Origin of the sequence: Massilia sp. TWR1-2-2 (assembly GCF_049897565.1) — a bacterium.
Taxonomy (GTDB): Bacteria; Pseudomonadota; Gammaproteobacteria; order Burkholderiales; family Burkholderiaceae_D; genus JAFCUW01.
In genome coordinates, this window is sequence record NZ_JAFCWM010000016.1 from 102,519 (window position 1) to 118,673 (window position 16,155).

Here is a 16,155-nt window from a genome sequence, read left to right on the forward strand (position 1 = left end):
GCTGGTGTCAGGTCTGACATTCGGACATTTGTCCGAATGTCAGACCTGACACCAGCTTTTGGGCTATTCGCCGAGGTAGGCCGCTTGCACGCGCGGGTCGTGCAGCATGTCGGCAGCGTTGCCGGTCATGATGATGGCGCCGGAATCCATCACGTAGCCGCGGTGCGCCGCTTCCAGCGCCAGCCTGGCGTTCTGCTCGACCAGCAGGATCGTGATGCCCTGCTTCGAGACGTCGCGGATGACTTCGAAAATCTTCTCGACCATGATCGGCGCCAGGCCCATCGACGGCTCGTCGAGCAGCAGCAGGTTCGGATGGCTCATCAGCGCGCGCGCCATCGCCAGCATCTGCTGCTCGCCGCCCGACAAGGTGCCGGCCATCTGCGCGGCACGCTCCTTCAGGCGCGGAAACACGCTGAACCATTTCTCGATGTCGGCGTCGACCCCGGCCTTGTCGTCGCGCGTGTAGGCGCCCATCAACAGGTTTTCCTGGATCGTCATGCGGGTGAACACGCCCCGCCCTTCCGGCACCATCGCCAGCTTTTTCTCGACCATCTGGTAGGAATGGACGCCCTTGAGCGGCTGCCCCATGTAACTGATCACGCCTTCGACGCTGCACTCCGGCAAGGTGCCGGTGATTGCCTTCAGCGTCGTCGTCTTGCCGGCGCCGTTGGCGCCGATCAAGGTAACCAGCTCGCCCTTGTTCACCTCCAGGTCGATGCCCTTGACCGCCTTGATGCCGCCGTACGCGACTTTCAGTCCCGCTATCTTAAGGATGTTGTCGCTCATTTATGCGCGCCTCCGAGGTAGGCGTCGATGACAGCCTGATTCTTTTGTATGTCGGCCGGTAAGCCCTCGGCGATCGGTTTGCCGTACTCGAGCACGGTGATGCGGTCGCACAGGCCCATCATCAGCTTGACGTCGTGCTCGATCAGCAGCACGGTCTTGCCTTCGTTCTTTATCTTGACCAGCAGCTCGCGCAGCGCCAGTTTCTCGGTCGCGTTCATGCCGGCGGCCGGTTCGTCCAGCGCCAGCAGTTGCGGGTCGGTCGCCAGCGCGCGGGCAATTTCGAGCCGGCGCTGGTCGCCGTACGACAGGAACTTGGCGGTGCGGCTGGCGAACTGGCCGATGCCGACAAAGTCGAGCAGCTCCTGGGCGCGCGCCCGGATCGACGCTTCTTCGAGGCGCGCCGCCTTGTGGCGGAACACCGCGCCGAACACGCCTTGGTGCGAGCGCACGTGGCGCCCGACCATGACATTTTCGAGCGCCGTCATCTCGCCAAACAGGCGGATGTTCTGGAACGTGCGGGCGATGCCGGCCTTGGCCACTTCGTGCGGCGCCGACGGCGAATACGGTTTGCCGGCCAGCTCGAAGGTGCCGGTGTCGGGCTGGTACAGCCCGGTGATGACGTTGAAAAACGTCGTCTTGCCGGCGCCGTTCGGTCCGATCAGGCCATAGATCTGGCCCTTCATGATCTTGATGCCGACCTCGGTCAGCGCCTGCAGGCCGCCGAAGCGCTTGTTGACGCCGGCGATGTTAAGAATGATCTGTTCGCTCATGATTGCTTGTCCTCGCGCGGCCATCAGGCCGGAAACACTTCGGCCTTGTTGGTCTCGGCCGCGTCGGGCCGGTCTTCGTGTTTCGGCGACGGCCACAGGCCGGCCGGACGGTTCAGCATGATCAGCACCAGCGCCAGGCCATACAGCAGTTGACGCAGCACTTCCGACTCGATCACGACTTTGCCGAAGATGGCCATTTGGGCCGGCTCGACGACGTGGCGCAACACTTCCGGCAAGGCCGCGAGCAGCACGCCGCCCATGATGACGCCCGGGATGTGGCCAATGCCGCCGAGCACCACCATCGCCAGCACCGCGATCGATTCGGTCAGCGAGAACGATTCCGGCGACACGAAGCCCTGGAACGAGGCGAACATCGCGCCGGCGACGCCGCCGAACGAGGCGCCCATCGAGAACGCCAGCAGTTTGACGTTGCGCGTGTTGATGCCCATCGCCTTGGCGGCGATTTCGTCTTCGCGGATCGCCACCCAGGCGCGGCCCAGGCGCGAATGCTGCAGTCGCGAGGTGACGAACACGATGGCGATGCACAGGAACAGGAACAGGAAATAGTAGGCGTTCACGGACGGCATCGAAAAGTCGCCGATGATGACGTTGGCGCGCGAGCCGGGCTCGCCGGCCAGGTTGACGGCGAAGATGCGGATCGGGTCGATCGAGTTGATGCCTTGCGGCCCGTTGGTGAAGTTGATCGGGTCGTTCAGGTTGTTCATGAAGATGCGGATGATCTCGCCGAAGCCGAGCGTGACGATGGCCAGGTAGTCGCCGCGCAGCTTCAGCGTCGGCGCGCCGAGCAAGGCGCCAAAGAAGCCCGCTACCAGCGCGGCCAGCGGCACGATGATCCACACCGACAGGTGGATGCCGTTCTGCACGATGTCCGGCCCCATGATCGACACCAGCGCGTTGCCCACCGTCGGGTTGTAGTTGACGATCGATTCGAGCAGCATGGCGAACTGCGGCGACGCCAGCAGGCCAGTCAGGTAGGCGCCGACGGCGAAGAAGGCGATGTAGCCGAGGTCGAGCAGACCGGCGAAGCCGACCACGATGTTCAGGCCGAGCGCCAGCATGATGTACAGCAGCGCGATGTCGATGATGCGGACCCACGAGTTGCCGTATTGGGCGGCAACGAACGGGAAGATCATCAGGCCGATCAGCAGGATCGCCATGCTGGCGTAGGCCTGGCGCGGCTTGTTGGTGACGTCGAAATTGAGGAGAGCCATGATGTTCCTTTAGCGGGTCAGGCGCGGTCGGCGACGCGTTCGCCCATGATGCCGGACGGCCGGATCGTGAGCACGATGATGAGGACCACGAAGGCGAAGATGTCCTGGTAGTGGCTGCCAAGGAAGCCGCCGGTCAGGTCGCCGATGTAGCCGGCGCCGAGGCTCTCGATGATGCCGAGCAAAATGCCGCCGATCATCGCGCCGTAGATGTTGCCGATGCCGCCCAGCACCGCGGCGCAGAACGCCTTCAGGCCTGGCAAGGTGCCCATCGCGAACGCGATCGACGCATAGTTGGCGCCCCACATCACGCCGGCGACCGCGGCCAGCGCGGCGCCGATGGCGAAGGTGGCGACGATCACCATGTTCGCGTCCACGCCCATCAGGCCGGCCACGCGCGGGTTTTCGGCGACGGCGCGCATGGCGCGGCCCATCTTGGTTTTCTCGACCAGGAACACCAGGCCGAGCATCGCCAGCGCGGCGAGCACCAGCAGCAGCAGCTGGGTCTGCGAAATGACGGCGCCGCCGATCATGATCGGGTCGGACGACAGCAGTTGCGGGAACGGCAGCGGGCTGCGCCCCCAGATCATCATGGCAAACGTCTGCAGCAGGATCGACACGCCGATCGCGGTGATCAAGGGCGCCAGGCGCGGCGCATTGCGCAGCCGGCGGTAGGCGACCCGTTCGATGATGATGTTGACCAGCATGCAGGCGGGGATGGCGCAGGCGATGGCGATGAACAGGTCGATGTAGCCCGGCAGGCCGGGCGCGAACACTTCGAGCAGTTTGAGCACCGTCAGGCCGACCATGGCGCCGATCATCAGCACGTCGCCGTGGGCGAAGTTGATCAGGTTCAGCACGCCGTACACCATCGTATAGCCCAGCGCGATCAGGGCGTACATGCTGCCCAGCACCAGACCGTTGATAATCTGTTGGATAAAGGTATCCATGTTTTCGGTTGTCTCTTTCTCTTCGTTCTAACAAAAACGGCACCCGGAGGATCTCCCCGCAGTGCCGCTCTGGCCTTACGCCGCGTACTTACAGCGATCACGCACGCTCCGCGCAATCCGAGCGTCGCCATGATAGCGATGTTTTCCGAAAACTAATATCGGAAAATAACAACCGGCCACATTTAGTTTTTCCTGCGGTCAACTTGCCTCAGGCGACGACGGGCTTGATGCCGTCCAGCCCTTTCGGCATCGGGAACGTCACATGCTCCTCGACACCCTCGAGCGCCCGCACGCTGCGCGCGCCCAGTTCCTTCAGGCGGTCGATGACGGCCTGGACCAGAACTTCGGGGGCCGAGGCGCCGGCGGTGACGCCGATGCGCAGCTTGCCGACCAGCCACTGGGGGTCGATCTGCGAGGCGTCGTCGATCATGTAGGCCGGCGTGCCCATCTTGTCGGCCACTTCGCGCAGCCGGTTCGAGTTCGAGCTGTTCGGGCTGCCCACGACGATCACCAGTTCGACCTGCGGCGCCATGAACTTGACCGCTTCCTGGCGGTTGGTGGTGGCGTAGCAGATATCGCCCTTCTTCGGCTCGATGATGGCGGGGAACTTGCGCTTGAGGGCGGCGATGACGGCGGCGGTGTCGTCCACCGACAGCGTGGTTTGCGACACGTAGGCCACCTTGTCGGGATTGGCGACCTGCAAGGTGTCGACGTCGGCGACCGTTTCGACCAGGTGCATGCCGGCGTCGGCCTGCCCCATGGTGCCTTCGACTTCAGGATGGCCGTCGTGGCCGATCATGACGATTTCGCAGCCCAGCGCGCGCATCTTCGACACCTCGACGTGCACCTTGGTCACCAGCGGACAGGTGGCGTCGAAGATGGTCAGGCCGCGGGCGGTCGCTTCGGCGCGCACCGCTTTTGATACGCCGTGCGCCGAAAACACCAGCGTGTTGCCGGCCGGGACGTCGTCGAGATCCTCGATGAAGATCGCGCCCTTGTTGCGCAGGTCGGCGACGACGTAGGCGTTGTGGACGATTTCGTGGCGCACATAGATTGGCGCGCCAAACTGCAGCAGCGCGCGCTCGACGATTTCGATGGCGCGGTCGACGCCGGCGCAAAAACCACGCGGCTGGGCTAGAAGAATTTCGCTGTCCATGGGAATCCCGTCCTTACAACACTGAAATGAGCTTCACTTCAAACAGCAGCGGCTTGCCGGCCAGCGGATGGTTGAAGTCGAAGAGGCACGACGTGGGGCCGAGTTCGCGCAGCACGCCGGCGAAGCGGCCCCCGCCCGGCGCGGCGAAGTCGACCAGGTCGCCGACCTGGTAGTCGGCGCCCGGCGCCGAGTTTTCGTCGAGCGTGGCGCGCGAGACCGACTGGATCATGTCGGCATTGCGCTCGCCGAATCCTTCGGCCGCGGCCAGGTGGAACGTCTGGTGGCTGCCTTCGGCCATGCCGAGCAGGCGCTGCTCGAGAAAGGGCGCGAGCTGGTTCTGCCCCAGCATCAAGGTGGCGGGGTTCCCGGCGAAGGTAGTGACGATATCAGTACCGTCAGCCGTGGCGAGCCGATAATGCAGGGTGAGGTAGGCCGAGTCGGTGACGACGGCCGGAGACGCTTGGGTCATGGTGATGGTTCTGGCTTGCAAAGCGATATTGTAAGCCACCGGCAGCAAAACCGGGCCGTTGCGCGATTTGGCGGCTGTTCGGCCAACGTCAAAACCGGGGTCTGACCCCATGGGGTCAGACCCCGGACGCGAAGGACGCTAACTATATGGGGATCAACAACTGGCCGGAACAGGACCGCCCGCGCGAACGGCTGATCGCCGGCGGCCCGCGCGCGCTGTCCAGCGCCGAACTGCTGGCCGTGTTCCTGCGCGTCGGCGTCAGGGGCATCAACGCCGTCAAGCTCGCCGAAAACATGATCGAGCACTTCGGCTCGCTCAATGCGCTGTTCGGCGCCAGCCTGGCCGAGTTCTCGCAAATTAACGGACTGGGGCCAGCGAAGTATGCCCAGCTTCAGGCGGTGATGGAACTGGCGCGGCGCGCCATCGGCGAACAGCTGCAGTGCGGCCAGACGCTCGGCTCGCCCGAGGCCGTCAAGCTGTACCTGCGCATGACGCTGAGCCAGCGTGCCCACGAATCGTTCGTCGTGTTGTTCCTGGACGTCAAAAACCGCCTGATCGTCAGCGAGGAAATGTTTCGCGGCACCCTCACCCACACCAGCGTCTACCCGTGCGAAGTGGTCAAGGCGGCGCTGCGCCACAATGCCGCCGGCGTCATGCTGGCGCACAACCACCCGTCCGGCACGCCAGAGCCGAGCGAGTCGGACCTGGTGCTCACGCGCGCGCTGGTACAGGCGCTGGCCCTGGTCGATGTGCGCATTCTTGACCACTTTGTTGTAGCCGGCCCACACGTGCATTCCTTCGCGGAACACGGCCAGCTGTAGGGTTTGCGCCGCCAACGGAAATTGTTAAATTTAATTTCAATTATATGACACAATTGTTTTCCGCAAGTGATTGATTCCGCGATGCTTTTCACGCTATACTCTCGTTTTTCCCGATTGCGGAAGTTTACTAAGGAGTGCGCTATGGCACGTGTTTGCCAAGTAACTGGCAAGGGTCCGATGGTTGGCAACAACGTCTCCCACGCTAACAACAAAACGAAACGTCGTTTTCTGCCTAACCTGCAGAACCGTCGTATTTTCGTGGAATCGGAAAACCGCTGGGTCTCCCTGCGCTTGTCCAACGCCGGTCTGCGCGTCATTGACAAAGTCGGCATCGATGCCGTCTTGGTCGACATGCGCGCCCGTGGCGTAAAAGTTTAATTAGGGAGCTATCATGGCAAAAACTGGCCGCGACAAAATCAAGCTGGAATCGACTGCAGGCACGGGTCACTTCTACACCACCGACAAAAACAAGCGCACGATGCCTGCAAAAATGGAGATCATGAAGTTCGATCCCAAGGCACGTAAGCACGTCATGTACAAAGAAACAAAGATCAAGTAATCCGCGATCCCACTTTCAGTACCAAAAGAGCCGCCCACTTCACCGTGCGCGGCTCTTTTGCGATGTGGCTCACCTGGCCGGCTGCAGCACGATGGTGCTCTCGGTGGCCGCCTCGATCAGCTTGCGCGAGTACAGCAGCGGGAAATATTCGCCCTTGCCCCACGCCGCGGCCAGGTCGCGGTAGTGCGGGCTGTCCGGGTCGCCCGACTGGCCCGGTGTGTTGACCGCGCGCGAGTTGTCCCAGTTGCCGACGTCGACCACCACGCGGAACGACGGGCCGTTGAGCTTGAGGAAGTCGGTCGGCCGGTAGCCGGACTGGTTGACCGTGTGCGCCCCGCCCTGCGCCGGGAACGGCCCGACGTTGAGCTTGCCGCGCAGCGACTCGTCGCCGAGGATGCTGATCGGATGGGCAAAATAGCTGTAATGCAGCTTGCCCCAGTGCCACGCTTTCGGATCGGGCCCGCCGGCCAGCTCCAGCTCGGCAAACGCGGCGGCCAGACTGGTCAGCAAGACCTGGTCGCGCCGCGCCTTGGCGTTGCGGCCGAATGTGGCTGCGGGCCGCTCCAGCGCGGCCATCATGCCGGTGGCGTCGGCATTGCCGACCGCGGCGGCCGACTTGGCATCGAGCACGGCGGCAAGATAGGCCTTGTTCAGGTGGCGCGACCACCACACTTCGAACAGCGCCGCCTGCGGCGACTCGCGCGTTTCAACTGCGTCCCAGCCGCGCAACAGGCTCAGCGCCGCGCGCGTTTTCGGCTCGGCCGAGCGCAGCGGCGCCAGCAGCGCCACCATGCGGCGCGCCGGCACCGACAGCACGTCATTTTGCAGGCGCATCGAATCCTCGATCGACACCTTGCCCTTGCGGCCCAGCACTTCGCTGATGCGTACCTGGCGCGCATTGTTGGGCCACTCGAAGCCGAGCTTGTGCTTGGCATAGGGGAAGCCGTGCGGCAGGTTCATTTCGTTGGCCGACGCAAACCAGCCCTTCTTCGGATTCAGGCTGAACGGCAGTTTGTCGCCCGGCAGAAAGCCATCCCACTCGTAGCGGCCGTCGCCCGGCACCGGCAGCAGCCCGTCCCAGTTGGGACGGATCGGCGTCAGGCCGCCCGGCACCCAGCCGATGTTGCCGGCGGTATCGGCGTAGACCTGGTTCTCGGTCGGCGCGCCCCAGTGCAGCATGGCTTTCTTGAACTGGTCGAAGTTCTTCGCCAACATGTAATCAATGCTGCCGAAGTAAGGCGCCATGCCCGCTTCGAGCCAGCCGGAACGCACCGCAAAGGCGCGCTGCCTGGCCGCTTCGGTGAAGATCAGCGGACCGTGACGTGTGAACAACATGTCGGCGGTAACCGGCGCGGCGCCCTTGACGGCGATGGTTTCCTTCAGCACCTTGACGTTCTCCCACTGCCCGCGGTACTTGTACTGCATGCGATTGGCCGGATTGAGCTCGTACACGTACAGGTCTTCCTGGTCGATGCTGAAAATGGTCAGGCCAAAGGCGATCGTGCCGTTGTGGCCGATCGACACGCCCGGCAGCGCCGGCTCCCCCGCGCCGATGACGTTCATGCCGGGCGCGTTCAGGTGGGCGATGTAGCGCAGCGATGGCGCCGAGTAGGCGCGGTGCGGGTCGTTGGCCATGATCGGCCGGCCGGTCGCCGATTTCGACGGCGCCACCACCCAGTTGTTGCTCCCTTCCATGCGCTGCAGGTCGAGGTCGGCGCCGGCCACCTGCTCCGGCAAGTCGAGCGCGGCCACCTTCTGGTCCTTGCCGAACCAGACATTTTCGGTGGCCAGCTTGAACGTATCGAGCAGGCCGGCCGGCAGGCACGGGTCGAGTCCGCCCGGCAGTTGCGTTTTCCATGCCGGCTGCAAGGTGCTGCGCACCTGGTCCGCTTCCAGGCTGGCGTTGCAGGCGACGGCGGCGCGCGCCACTTCCAAGGTCAGGTTGCGCGTCAGGCCATGGCTGCGGATGCGCACCACATCCTCGGCCTTCCACCTCGCAGGCGCGTAGCCAAGCCGGCGAAATTCGAACGGCAGCGCGGCCGGTGTGCGGACGACGTAATCGACATAGGCGTTGATGCCGGCGACGAAACGTTCGGTGATGCGCTGGGCGCCCTGGCCGTACGACTGCCACTCCTTTTGCATGTCGCCGCGGTACAGGAACAGCCGGCTCGCCTTGTCCTGCTCGAGGTAGGCCGGCCCCAGCACCGAGGCCAGTTCGCCCAGGCCGCGGCGGCGCCACAAGTCGATCTGGAACAGGCGGTCGCGCGCAGCATTGAAGCCCTGCGCGAAGAACGCGTCGTCCTGGCTTTGCGCATAGATGTGCGGCACGCCCCAGCGGTCGACCAGGATCTCGGCCCCCTGCTCGAGCCCGGCAACCTTGATGACCTGGCTCGGCGCGGTGGCGGTGGCGGCGCCGGCGCCGGCGGCAAGGCATAAAACGACGGAAGGCAACAGGCGGCGCGGACGCTTCATCAATATTCTCGATCAGTTCTGAGGAACGGAAAGTATAGAGGAGATTGAATGTTTGGCTGGCAACATCGATACCGGGATTCCTACGCCGGTGTTACATTTCCGGCCCTTCGTCACATTGCGGGGGCTTTTTATATGGCGCCGATCTATGATGGCAAGACATTAACCCTGGACTGACGGGAATAAAAAAGACAACCATGCACACCCTTACAGACTCGCCTCAGGCGGTGGAACTGGCGCCCGTGCCCACCGATCAGCGCATCGAAGCACTCGACGTGGTGCGCGGCTTCGCGCTGATCGGCATCTGCCTGATGAATGTGGAGTTTTTCAACCGCGCAACCGGCACCGTCGGCCAGGGCATGCCGGCCGGGCTGACCGGGATCGACTGGCTGGCGTCGTTGTTTGTCGCCTACTTTGTCACCGGAAAATTCTGGACTATTTTCTCGATGCTGTTCGGCATGGGCTTCGCGGTCATGCTGACGCGCGCCGAAAGCGCCGGCCGCGGCTTCTTCAAGCCGTATCTGCGGCGCATCGCCGCGCTGGCGATCTTCGGCCTGCTGCACTACATCTTCCTGTTCGCCGGCGACATCCTGTTCAGCTACGCGGTGGCCGCGGTATTCCTGCTGGTCGTGCTGTACGGCAAGGCGATATGGATTGTCGCCGCCATCGGCGCGCTGATCGGCCTGGCATTGCTTCCCGGCTTCGGGCCCGCTGCCGGCGGCGCGGCCGGCTCGCTGGCGCTGTGTGGCCTGGTGGCGCTATACCTTCGCAGCGAGCGCCGCCCGTTCGGGCTGTCGGTGATGTCGCTGATGCTGCTGGTCATCGGCGCCATCGGCGCCATCGCCGCCGTGGTCATGTGGCTCATCAAAGCAGTGCCGATGGAAGCGCGCGGCCCGGTTACCGCGGCCAGTGTGCTGTTCCTGGTGCTGTCGTTCCTGGCGCAGAGATACCGCGATCCGCTCGAAAAGCGCCCGTTGCGCGCCGGCGCCGCGATGTACCTGCTGCTATTTACGATGATGACGATCGGCGGCCTGGCCACTTACCTGACCCCGCCCGCGGCCGTGGTGCCGGTCGCCGCCCCGGCCGCCGCCGTGGCCAGCGCCGATCAAAAGAAAGCCGCCGCCAAGCCGGACCTGGCGAAGGAACCGGAGAAGGCTGAAGCGGCCGCGCTAAAGGCCAGGAAGCTGAAGGAAGACGCGGCCGCGATCGCCAACGAAAACAAGGTCATGAGCACCGGCAGCTATGCCGACATGACCGCGCTGCGCCTGAAGCACTTTGGTGAAAACGCGCCGATGCAAGGCAGCTTCGCCATCATCCTGGTTGCCATGTTCCTCATCGGCACCTGGTTCATCCGCGCCGGCGTCATGGCCAATACCGCGGCGCACCTGCCGCTGTTTCGCAAGTTAGCTTACATCGGCCTGCCGGGCGGCATCGCGCTGGGTCTGGCGGGCGCCTTCATCAGTACCGGCCACGTGCCGGGTGCCGATCACGACGGTTTCATGTTCGCCCTTGGCCTGCAGATGCTGGGCAACCTGCCGGCCTGCCTGGGCTACGTCGCGATGAACGTGCTGATGCTGCACAGCGACTCGGCGTTTTCCAAGGTCAAGGTGCTGGGCCCGTTCGGCCGCATGGCGCTGACAAATTACCTGCTGCAGTCGGTGGTGATGTCGATGTTCTTCTTCGGCTACGGCCTGGGCAATTGGGGCATGGGACGGGCCATGCAACTGCTGTTTGCGCTGGCACTGTGCGCCCTGCAAATTGTCTTTAGCCACTGGTGGCTGGCGCGCTTCCGCTACGGCCCGGCCGAGTGGCTGTGGCGCGCGATCACCTACATGAAGATCCCGGCGATGCGCATCGACAGCGCGCCGGCCGCGATCCGGTCGCAGCCGACGGCGTAAGGATCGGCCGCCCAAAAATTGGGGTCAGACCTAGGTCTGACCCCAATTTTTCCAGGGGTCAGACCTAGGTCTGACCCCAATTTTTCACCAATTTTTCCAATTTTTCTGGGTCAGGTCAGCTTGACCAGCTGCTTGCCGAAGTTCTTGCCCTTTAGTAGCCCGATGAATGCGTCAGGGGCACTGGCGAGGTCCTGCGCGATGGTTTCGCGGTGCCTGAGCTCGCCCGCGGCAACCAGCGCCGCCAGTTCGCGCAGGCCCTCGGCCCAGAACTCCAGGTGCTCGCTGACGATGAAGCCGCGGATCGTCAGGCGGTTCGTCAGCACCGCGCTGAAATTGTAGATCGGCATGGCTTCGCCGTTGTAGCCGGCAATCAGGCCGCAGATGGCAATCCGGCCAAACGCGTTCATGCGCGCCAGCGCAGCGTCGAAGCCGGCGCCGCCGACGTTTTCAAACACGGCGTCGATGCCGTTCGGGGTCGCCGCCGCGAGGTCGGCAACCAGGTTGCCCGCCTTGTAGTCGACGCAGGCGTCAAAGCCGAGTTGGTCAACCACATAGGCGCACTTTTCATTGCCGCCGGCGATGCCGACGACGCGGCATCCCTTCAGCTTCGCCAGCTGGCCGACCACGCTTCCCACCGCGCCGCTGGCGGCCGAGACGACGACGGTTTCCCCGGCCTTCGGCTGCATGATCTGGTTCAGTCCGTACCAGGCGGTCATGCCCGGCATGCCGGCCACACCAAGATAGGCCGACAAGGGCACGCGGGCAATGTCGACCTTGCGCAGCGCGACGCCGTCGGACACGCCGATCTCGGCCCAGCCGAGCGCGCCGACGACCTTGTCGCCGACCGCATATTTGGCATTCTTCGACGCGATGACTTCGCCGGCGGTGCCGCCGATCATGGTCTGGTCGAGCGGCTGCGGGGCGGCGTAACTCTTGTCCTCGCTCATGCGGCCCCGCATATATGGGTCGAGCGACAGGTACTCGTTGCGAACGAGGATCTCGCCTTCTTTCAGTTCGGCGGTGTCGACCGTTTCGAGGCGAAAGTTGTCCGGCGAAGGCTCGGCCGAGGGGCGCGAGGCCAGTACGATGCGGCGATATTTGCTCATGGTGTATCTCCTTATTGGGTCAGCAATTTTAAGCCGCTATCGGCGATCGCGCTGGCCGCCGCGCAGACAGGCGTCGCCACGCCCAAATCGCCTTTGGCACCGCCTTTCCTGCAGTTCGTCGCATTCTCAGCGATTTTGAGGGCCGCCAGAACTATGATGTTCAGACTATAACCTTGACTGACGGGAATAATAAAATCATGCATACCCTGACTGACGCCCCTGAAAAAACCGTGCTCGCACCCGTGCCCGCCAGCCAGCGCATCGAAGCGCTCGATGTGGTGCGCGGCTTCGCGCTGATCGGCATCTGCCTGATGAACGTCGAATTCTTCAACCGCGCGCTGAGCTCGATGGGCCAGGGCATGCCACTCGGCCTGACCGGCGTCGACTGGCTCGCCTCGTACTTCGTCGCGTACTTTGTTGCCGGCAAGTTCTGGACCATCTTCTCGCTGCTGTTCGGCATGGGCTTTGCCGTCATGCTGACGCGCGCCGAACGCGCCGGACGCGGCTTCATCAAGCCGTACGTGCGCCGTATCGCCGCGCTGGCCGTGTTCGGCGCGCTGCACCACATCTTCCTGTTCGCCGGCGACATCCTGTTCAGCTACGCGGTCGCCGCGGTGTTCCTGCTGGTGGCCCTGTACGGCACCTGGAAATGGATCGTCGGCGCCATCGTCGCCTGCATCGGCCTGGCATTCGTGCCGGACTTCGGTCCTGCAGCCGGCGGCGCCGCCGCCACACTGGCGTTCGCCGGCGTCGTCGCGGTCTACCTGCGCAGCGAAAAGAAATTGTTTGGCCTGTCGGCCATGGCGGTGACGCTGATCGGCGTGAGCCTGGTCGCCGCCATCGCCGCGCTGGTGTTCTGGTTCGTGCCGGGCACGCCAAAAGGTCCGCGCGGCCCGGCCACCGCGATGTTTGTCTTGTTCATGGCATTGGCCTGGTTGGCCGAGAAATACAACATGCCGGTCGACAAGCGCCCGCTGCGCGCCGGCGCCACCATCTTCATGTTCTTCGCCACCATGATGACGATCGGCGGCACCGTCGAATACCTGACCCCGCCCGACGCGCCGACAGCGAAGCCGGCAGCCGTGACCGCGCCAGCAGCGCCAACGGTGGCAGCGCCGGCACCGGCAGCGATCGCGGCGCCAGTGGCCTCCCCCGCCAAGGCTGACGCCAGGAAGCCCGCCGCCAAGGAGCCAACCCCTGAAGAGAAAAAAGCCGCCCGCGCCAAGCGCATGAAGGAACAGGCGGACGAGCGGGCGCTGGAAACAAAAACCATGAGCACCGGCAGCTACGCCGACGTGGTCCGCTTGCGCATCAAGCACTTCGCCGGGCATGCGCCGCAGGAGTCCGGCTTCGCGACCTTGCTGATCGGTATGTTCCTGATCGGCACCTGGCTCATCCGCTCCGGCGTGATGCAAAATACCGCTGCGCACTTGCCGATGTTCCGCAAACTGGCCTTCATTGCCCTGCCGGTCGGCCTTTCCCTTGGCATCCTCGGCAGCCTGCTGGCGATGTCGCACGTGCCCGGCGCGCAGCAAGATGGCTTCGGGCTCGCCCACGGCCTGCTGATGATCGGCAACCTGCCCGCCTCGCTTGGCTATGTCGCGATGGTCGTGCTGATGCTGCACGGCGGCTCGGCGCTGTCGAAGATCAACGTGCTGGCGCCGTTCGGCCGCATGGCCCTGAGCAATTACCTGTTGCAGTCGCTGGTGATGTCGTCGGTCTTCTTCGGCTACGGCCTGGGATTGTGGGGCATGGGCCGCGCCCTGCAGGTGGCGTTTGCCATCGGCCTGTGCGCGCTGCTCGTCGCCTTCAGCCACTGGTGGCTGGCGCGCTTCCGCTACGGCCCTGCCGAGTGGCTGTGGCGCGCGGTCACCTACATGCAGCTGCCGGCAATGCGCATCGACACCGCCCCGTCTAGGACGCACGCTCAACCGGCCTGATCCGCTACTGACGCCCACCCCATGAAGGCTCCGCAAGGAGCCTTCATTCATTTGCGCTGGCGCTTTGGTTCCATCGGCGTTGTTGCGAGTGCACAATCGCGCCGCTTGCGCTCATCGTTACTGTGGTTGGTGGCGAAGGAGGCGCGGCCTCCCGATTCGCCAATCACTGCTTCATACCAAGGAGAACAACCATGGCAGACGAATACGGATTTAGTTATCAGTCGGACGAGCAGATCGGCAGTAGCCAGCCACGGGGCGGCAACAGCGGCTTGAACGGCGGCGCCCGAACCGACCCGGTCCAGCAGACACAGTACGGCAGCACGGCACGCGCCGACGACGACAGCAGCCAGCGGGGCATCGGCTTTGCCAGGCCGCCAGTGACAAAAATGGCCCGCAACGAAGCCATCCCGTATATGACGGACGAAGCCTACGGCGACGCGCCGGTTCCGGTCGGCGGCGGCGAAGCCATGGCCGAAACCGCCGAAATGACCGAGGAGATCGGCAACCCGGCCATGCATGAATCGGCCGAAGAGTTTTACGAGGCGACGCCCGAGCAACTCAACGCCGCCGCCATCGAGGCCGGCGAAGAACGACGTATCGACGCCGAATCGGGCGAAGAACTGACCGAGGCCGGCGTGGCGCTGGGCGGCGCGCAAGAGGCCGGCGTCGAAGAGTTCTTCCCGATCCTCGCCGCGCTGGTGCCGACGCTGCTCAGCAGCATCGGACCGATGGTGGCAAAAAAAGTGGTGGCCAAATTGTCCCCGCGCGCCAGGCAAGGCATCAAGCGGCTGGCCACCACCGCGGCTGCGACGGCCGGCAAATCCAAGCCGGTAAAAAATATCCTGTCCGTCTTTGCCCGGCTGCTCGAATCGGAACAAACCAAGGCGACCGGCGAGAGCGATGCGGAAGTTGGCGAAGAGCTCAACCAGCTCATCGACGAGGTCGCCGCCACCGCCGAGGTGATCATCGGCCGCGACGATCGTGTCCTGGCGACCGACACCATGTCCGAACCATTGCGCCGGATCTGCGAGCTGCGCATCACTTTCCCCAATGGTAGAACCTACCGTGGCACCGGTTTCTTTATCGGCAAGCGCACCCTGGCCACCGCCGGCCATTGCGTCTATCTGCAAAACGAGGGTGGCTGGGCTCGCAAGATCGAAGTCATCCCCGGTGCCAACGGCATGTTCCGGCCATACGGCTCCGAGTTCTCGAGCTCGTTCCGCTCCGTCAAAGGCTGGGTCGACAGCAAAAAGCCGGAGCACGATTACGGCTGCATTGTCCTTCCCGCCAACGCCTTCGGCGGACGCAACCTTGGCTATTTCGGCATTGCTGCCGCGCCGCCGCTGAAAATTCTGGGCAAGCGCGTCTCGCTGTACGGCTATCCGGGCGACAAGCCGTCACAAAACTGGGGCATGACGCTGGCGGTCAAGACCATCACCGCCAAGACGTTGATCTACGATATCGATACAGTCGGCGGGCAAAGCGGCGCGCCCGTGTATACCGACCTGGACGGCCGAAAGCACTGCGCCATCGCCATTCATAACTATGGCAATGCCGGCGGCAATTCCGCGACCCGGATCACGCCCACCGTATTCGAGCGGCTCAGCAATTGGGCGCTGCTCTGATGACGGGTTCCAGCGTGCAGGGACGCGTGATTCACGCAAGCACCGGCGCGCCGGTCGCCGATGCAACCATCGCGGTGATCGCCGGCCCGGGCGCGTATCCCGACATCGCCGTCATGACCGACGACGACGGCCGCTTTGCGCTGGGCGACATGGCCGCGGGCAACTGGCGGCTTGGCGCGCGCAGCGCCTCGGGCGAAACCGGCGAGGCAAGTGTTGCAGTCGGCAGCAGCGCTGTGGCCCATACCGTCATCACGGTCAGCTAGCCTGAATGTTTCACAAACTGCCACAGCGGCCTCCGGGTTGCCGACACTGGACTTGTTTGGCTGTAATCGGAATGTCGCGGGCGATGTCGCCCCTACCCAATTGAACGGGACATC

17 protein-coding genes are annotated in these 16,155 nt (G+C 64.1%); 8 read left to right on the top strand and 9 right to left on the bottom strand.

Annotation, left to right across the window (positions count from 1 at the left end; genetic code table 11):
- Positions 1 to 63: 63 nt before the first annotated feature.
- From ACP7DD_RS16780 to ACP7DD_RS16805, 6 genes are all read right to left on the bottom strand, one after another.
- The gene (locus ACP7DD_RS16780; RefSeq protein ID WP_426175942.1) at positions 64 to 786 is read right to left on the bottom strand and encodes an ABC transporter ATP-binding protein; all 723 of its coding nucleotides are present in this window, start codon (positions 784 to 786) and stop codon (positions 64 to 66) included.
- Complete coding sequence (locus tag ACP7DD_RS16785; protein WP_426175943.1) at positions 783 to 1,556, bottom strand: ABC transporter ATP-binding protein; 774 nt, start codon at positions 1,554 to 1,556, stop codon at positions 783 to 785. The genes ACP7DD_RS16780 and ACP7DD_RS16785 overlap by 4 nt, the downstream gene beginning before the upstream one ends.
- A 23-nt stretch (positions 1,557 to 1,579) precedes the next feature.
- Positions 1,580 to 2,788, bottom strand: coding sequence for an ABC transporter permease subunit (locus ACP7DD_RS16790; protein ID WP_426175944.1), 1,209 nt, complete (start codon positions 2,786 to 2,788; stop codon positions 1,580 to 1,582).
- Positions 2,789 to 2,805: 17 nt separating this feature from the next.
- Positions 2,806 to 3,735: a branched-chain amino acid ABC transporter permease gene (locus ACP7DD_RS16795; RefSeq protein WP_426175945.1), complete on the bottom strand. Its 930-nt coding sequence runs from the start codon at positions 3,733 to 3,735 to the stop codon at positions 2,806 to 2,808.
- A gap of 208 nt (positions 3,736 to 3,943) precedes the next feature.
- Positions 3,944 to 4,891 (bottom strand): 4-hydroxy-3-methylbut-2-enyl diphosphate reductase, encoded by a 948-nt coding sequence (ispH, locus tag ACP7DD_RS16800; protein WP_426175946.1) that lies wholly within the window; start codon positions 4,889 to 4,891, stop codon positions 3,944 to 3,946.
- Between the two features lie 13 nt (positions 4,892 to 4,904).
- Complete coding sequence (locus ACP7DD_RS16805) at positions 4,905 to 5,360, bottom strand: FKBP-type peptidyl-prolyl cis-trans isomerase (protein ID WP_426175947.1); 456 nt, start codon at positions 5,358 to 5,360, stop codon at positions 4,905 to 4,907.
- A gap of 146 nt (positions 5,361 to 5,506) precedes the next feature.
- On the opposite strand from ACP7DD_RS16805, the gene radC reads away from it, so the two are divergent.
- From radC to rpmG, 3 genes are all read left to right on the top strand, one after another.
- Positions 5,507 to 6,181, top strand: coding sequence for a RadC family protein (radC, locus tag ACP7DD_RS16810; protein ID WP_426175948.1), 675 nt, complete (start codon positions 5,507 to 5,509; stop codon positions 6,179 to 6,181).
- Between the two features lie 141 nt (positions 6,182 to 6,322).
- Positions 6,323 to 6,559, top strand: a complete 237-nt coding sequence (gene rpmB, locus ACP7DD_RS16815; protein WP_099792380.1) for a 50S ribosomal protein L28 — start codon at positions 6,323 to 6,325, stop codon at positions 6,557 to 6,559.
- Positions 6,560 to 6,569: 10 nt separating this feature from the next.
- Positions 6,570 to 6,740 carry a 50S ribosomal protein L33 gene (gene rpmG, locus ACP7DD_RS16820; protein WP_197422130.1) on the top strand — a complete coding sequence of 57 codons (171 nt, stop codon included), beginning with the start codon at positions 6,570 to 6,572 and terminating at the stop codon, positions 6,738 to 6,740.
- A gap of 69 nt (positions 6,741 to 6,809) precedes the next feature.
- Here rpmG and ACP7DD_RS16825 read toward each other — a convergent pair whose 3' ends face one another.
- Positions 6,810 to 9,212, bottom strand: a complete 2,403-nt coding sequence (locus ACP7DD_RS16825; protein ID WP_426175949.1) for a penicillin acylase family protein — start codon at positions 9,210 to 9,212, stop codon at positions 6,810 to 6,812.
- A gap of 48 nt (positions 9,213 to 9,260) precedes the next feature.
- Here ACP7DD_RS16825 and ACP7DD_RS16830 point away from each other — a divergent pair, with 48 nt between their 5' ends.
- Positions 9,261 to 9,386, top strand: a complete 126-nt coding sequence (locus ACP7DD_RS16830; protein WP_426175950.1) for a hypothetical protein — start codon at positions 9,261 to 9,263, stop codon at positions 9,384 to 9,386.
- A 20-nt stretch (positions 9,387 to 9,406) separates the two neighbouring features.
- Complete coding sequence (locus ACP7DD_RS16835; RefSeq protein ID WP_426175951.1) at positions 9,407 to 11,107, top strand: DUF418 domain-containing protein; 1,701 nt, start codon at positions 9,407 to 9,409, stop codon at positions 11,105 to 11,107.
- A gap of 110 nt (positions 11,108 to 11,217) precedes the next feature.
- Here ACP7DD_RS16835 and ACP7DD_RS16840 read toward each other — a convergent pair whose 3' ends face one another.
- Positions 11,218 to 12,213 carry an NADP-dependent oxidoreductase gene (locus ACP7DD_RS16840; RefSeq protein WP_426175952.1) on the bottom strand — a complete coding sequence of 332 codons (996 nt, stop codon included), beginning with the start codon at positions 12,211 to 12,213 and terminating at the stop codon, positions 11,218 to 11,220.
- 11 nt (positions 12,214 to 12,224) lie between these two features.
- Positions 12,225 to 12,416 (bottom strand): hypothetical protein, encoded by a 192-nt coding sequence (locus ACP7DD_RS16845; protein ID WP_426175953.1) that lies wholly within the window; start codon positions 12,414 to 12,416, stop codon positions 12,225 to 12,227.
- Between ACP7DD_RS16845 and ACP7DD_RS16850 the strand changes: the two genes are divergently transcribed.
- The 3 genes from ACP7DD_RS16850 to ACP7DD_RS16860 all read left to right on the top strand — a co-directional run bounded on the left by ACP7DD_RS16850 (position 12,411) and on the right by ACP7DD_RS16860 (position 16,041).
- Complete coding sequence (locus ACP7DD_RS16850; protein ID WP_426175954.1) at positions 12,411 to 14,153, top strand: DUF418 domain-containing protein; 1,743 nt, start codon at positions 12,411 to 12,413, stop codon at positions 14,151 to 14,153. The genes ACP7DD_RS16845 and ACP7DD_RS16850 overlap by 6 nt on opposite strands.
- A 191-nt stretch (positions 14,154 to 14,344) precedes the next feature.
- Positions 14,345 to 15,778, top strand: a complete 1,434-nt coding sequence (locus ACP7DD_RS16855) for a trypsin-like serine peptidase (RefSeq protein ID WP_426175955.1) — start codon at positions 14,345 to 14,347, stop codon at positions 15,776 to 15,778.
- Positions 15,778 to 16,041 carry a carboxypeptidase regulatory-like domain-containing protein gene (locus ACP7DD_RS16860; RefSeq protein ID WP_426175956.1) on the top strand — a complete coding sequence of 88 codons (264 nt, stop codon included), beginning with the start codon at positions 15,778 to 15,780 and terminating at the stop codon, positions 16,039 to 16,041. Before ACP7DD_RS16855 ends, ACP7DD_RS16860 begins: the two co-directional genes overlap by 1 nt.
- Positions 16,042 to 16,155 lie beyond the last annotated feature (114 nt).

Excerpts from the sequence above, each read along its gene's own strand:
- ACP7DD_RS16780 (WP_426175942.1), bottom strand. The coding sequence starts at position 786 with ATGAGCGACAACATCCTTAAGATAGCGGGACTGAAAGTCGCGTACGGC.
- ACP7DD_RS16785 (WP_426175943.1), bottom strand. The coding sequence starts at position 1,556 with ATGAGCGAACAGATCATTCTTAACATCGCCGGCGTCAACAAGCGCTTC.
- ACP7DD_RS16790 (WP_426175944.1), bottom strand. The coding sequence starts at position 2,788 with ATGGCTCTCCTCAATTTCGACGTCACCAACAAGCCGCGCCAGGCCTAC.
- ACP7DD_RS16795 (WP_426175945.1), bottom strand. The coding sequence starts at position 3,735 with ATGGATACCTTTATCCAACAGATTATCAACGGTCTGGTGCTGGGCAGC.
- ispH (WP_426175946.1), bottom strand. The coding sequence starts at position 4,891 with ATGGACAGCGAAATTCTTCTAGCCCAGCCGCGTGGTTTTTGCGCCGGC.
- ACP7DD_RS16805 (WP_426175947.1), bottom strand. The coding sequence starts at position 5,360 with ATGACCCAAGCGTCTCCGGCCGTCGTCACCGACTCGGCCTACCTCACC.
- radC (WP_426175948.1), top strand. The coding sequence starts at position 5,507 with ATGGGGATCAACAACTGGCCGGAACAGGACCGCCCGCGCGAACGGCTG.
- rpmB (WP_099792380.1), top strand. The coding sequence starts at position 6,323 with ATGGCACGTGTTTGCCAAGTAACTGGCAAGGGTCCGATGGTTGGCAAC.
- ACP7DD_RS16825 (WP_426175949.1), bottom strand. The coding sequence starts at position 9,212 with ATGAAGCGTCCGCGCCGCCTGTTGCCTTCCGTCGTTTTATGCCTTGCC.
- ACP7DD_RS16830 (WP_426175950.1), top strand. The coding sequence starts at position 9,261 with ATGTTTGGCTGGCAACATCGATACCGGGATTCCTACGCCGGTGTTACA.
- ACP7DD_RS16835 (WP_426175951.1), top strand. The coding sequence starts at position 9,407 with ATGCACACCCTTACAGACTCGCCTCAGGCGGTGGAACTGGCGCCCGTG.
- ACP7DD_RS16840 (WP_426175952.1), bottom strand. The coding sequence starts at position 12,213 with ATGAGCAAATATCGCCGCATCGTACTGGCCTCGCGCCCCTCGGCCGAG.
- ACP7DD_RS16850 (WP_426175954.1), top strand. The coding sequence starts at position 12,411 with ATGCATACCCTGACTGACGCCCCTGAAAAAACCGTGCTCGCACCCGTG.
- ACP7DD_RS16845 (WP_426175953.1), bottom strand. The coding sequence starts at position 12,416 with ATGCATGATTTTATTATTCCCGTCAGTCAAGGTTATAGTCTGAACATC.
- ACP7DD_RS16855 (WP_426175955.1), top strand. The coding sequence starts at position 14,345 with ATGGCAGACGAATACGGATTTAGTTATCAGTCGGACGAGCAGATCGGC.
- ACP7DD_RS16860 (WP_426175956.1), top strand. The coding sequence starts at position 15,778 with ATGACGGGTTCCAGCGTGCAGGGACGCGTGATTCACGCAAGCACCGGC.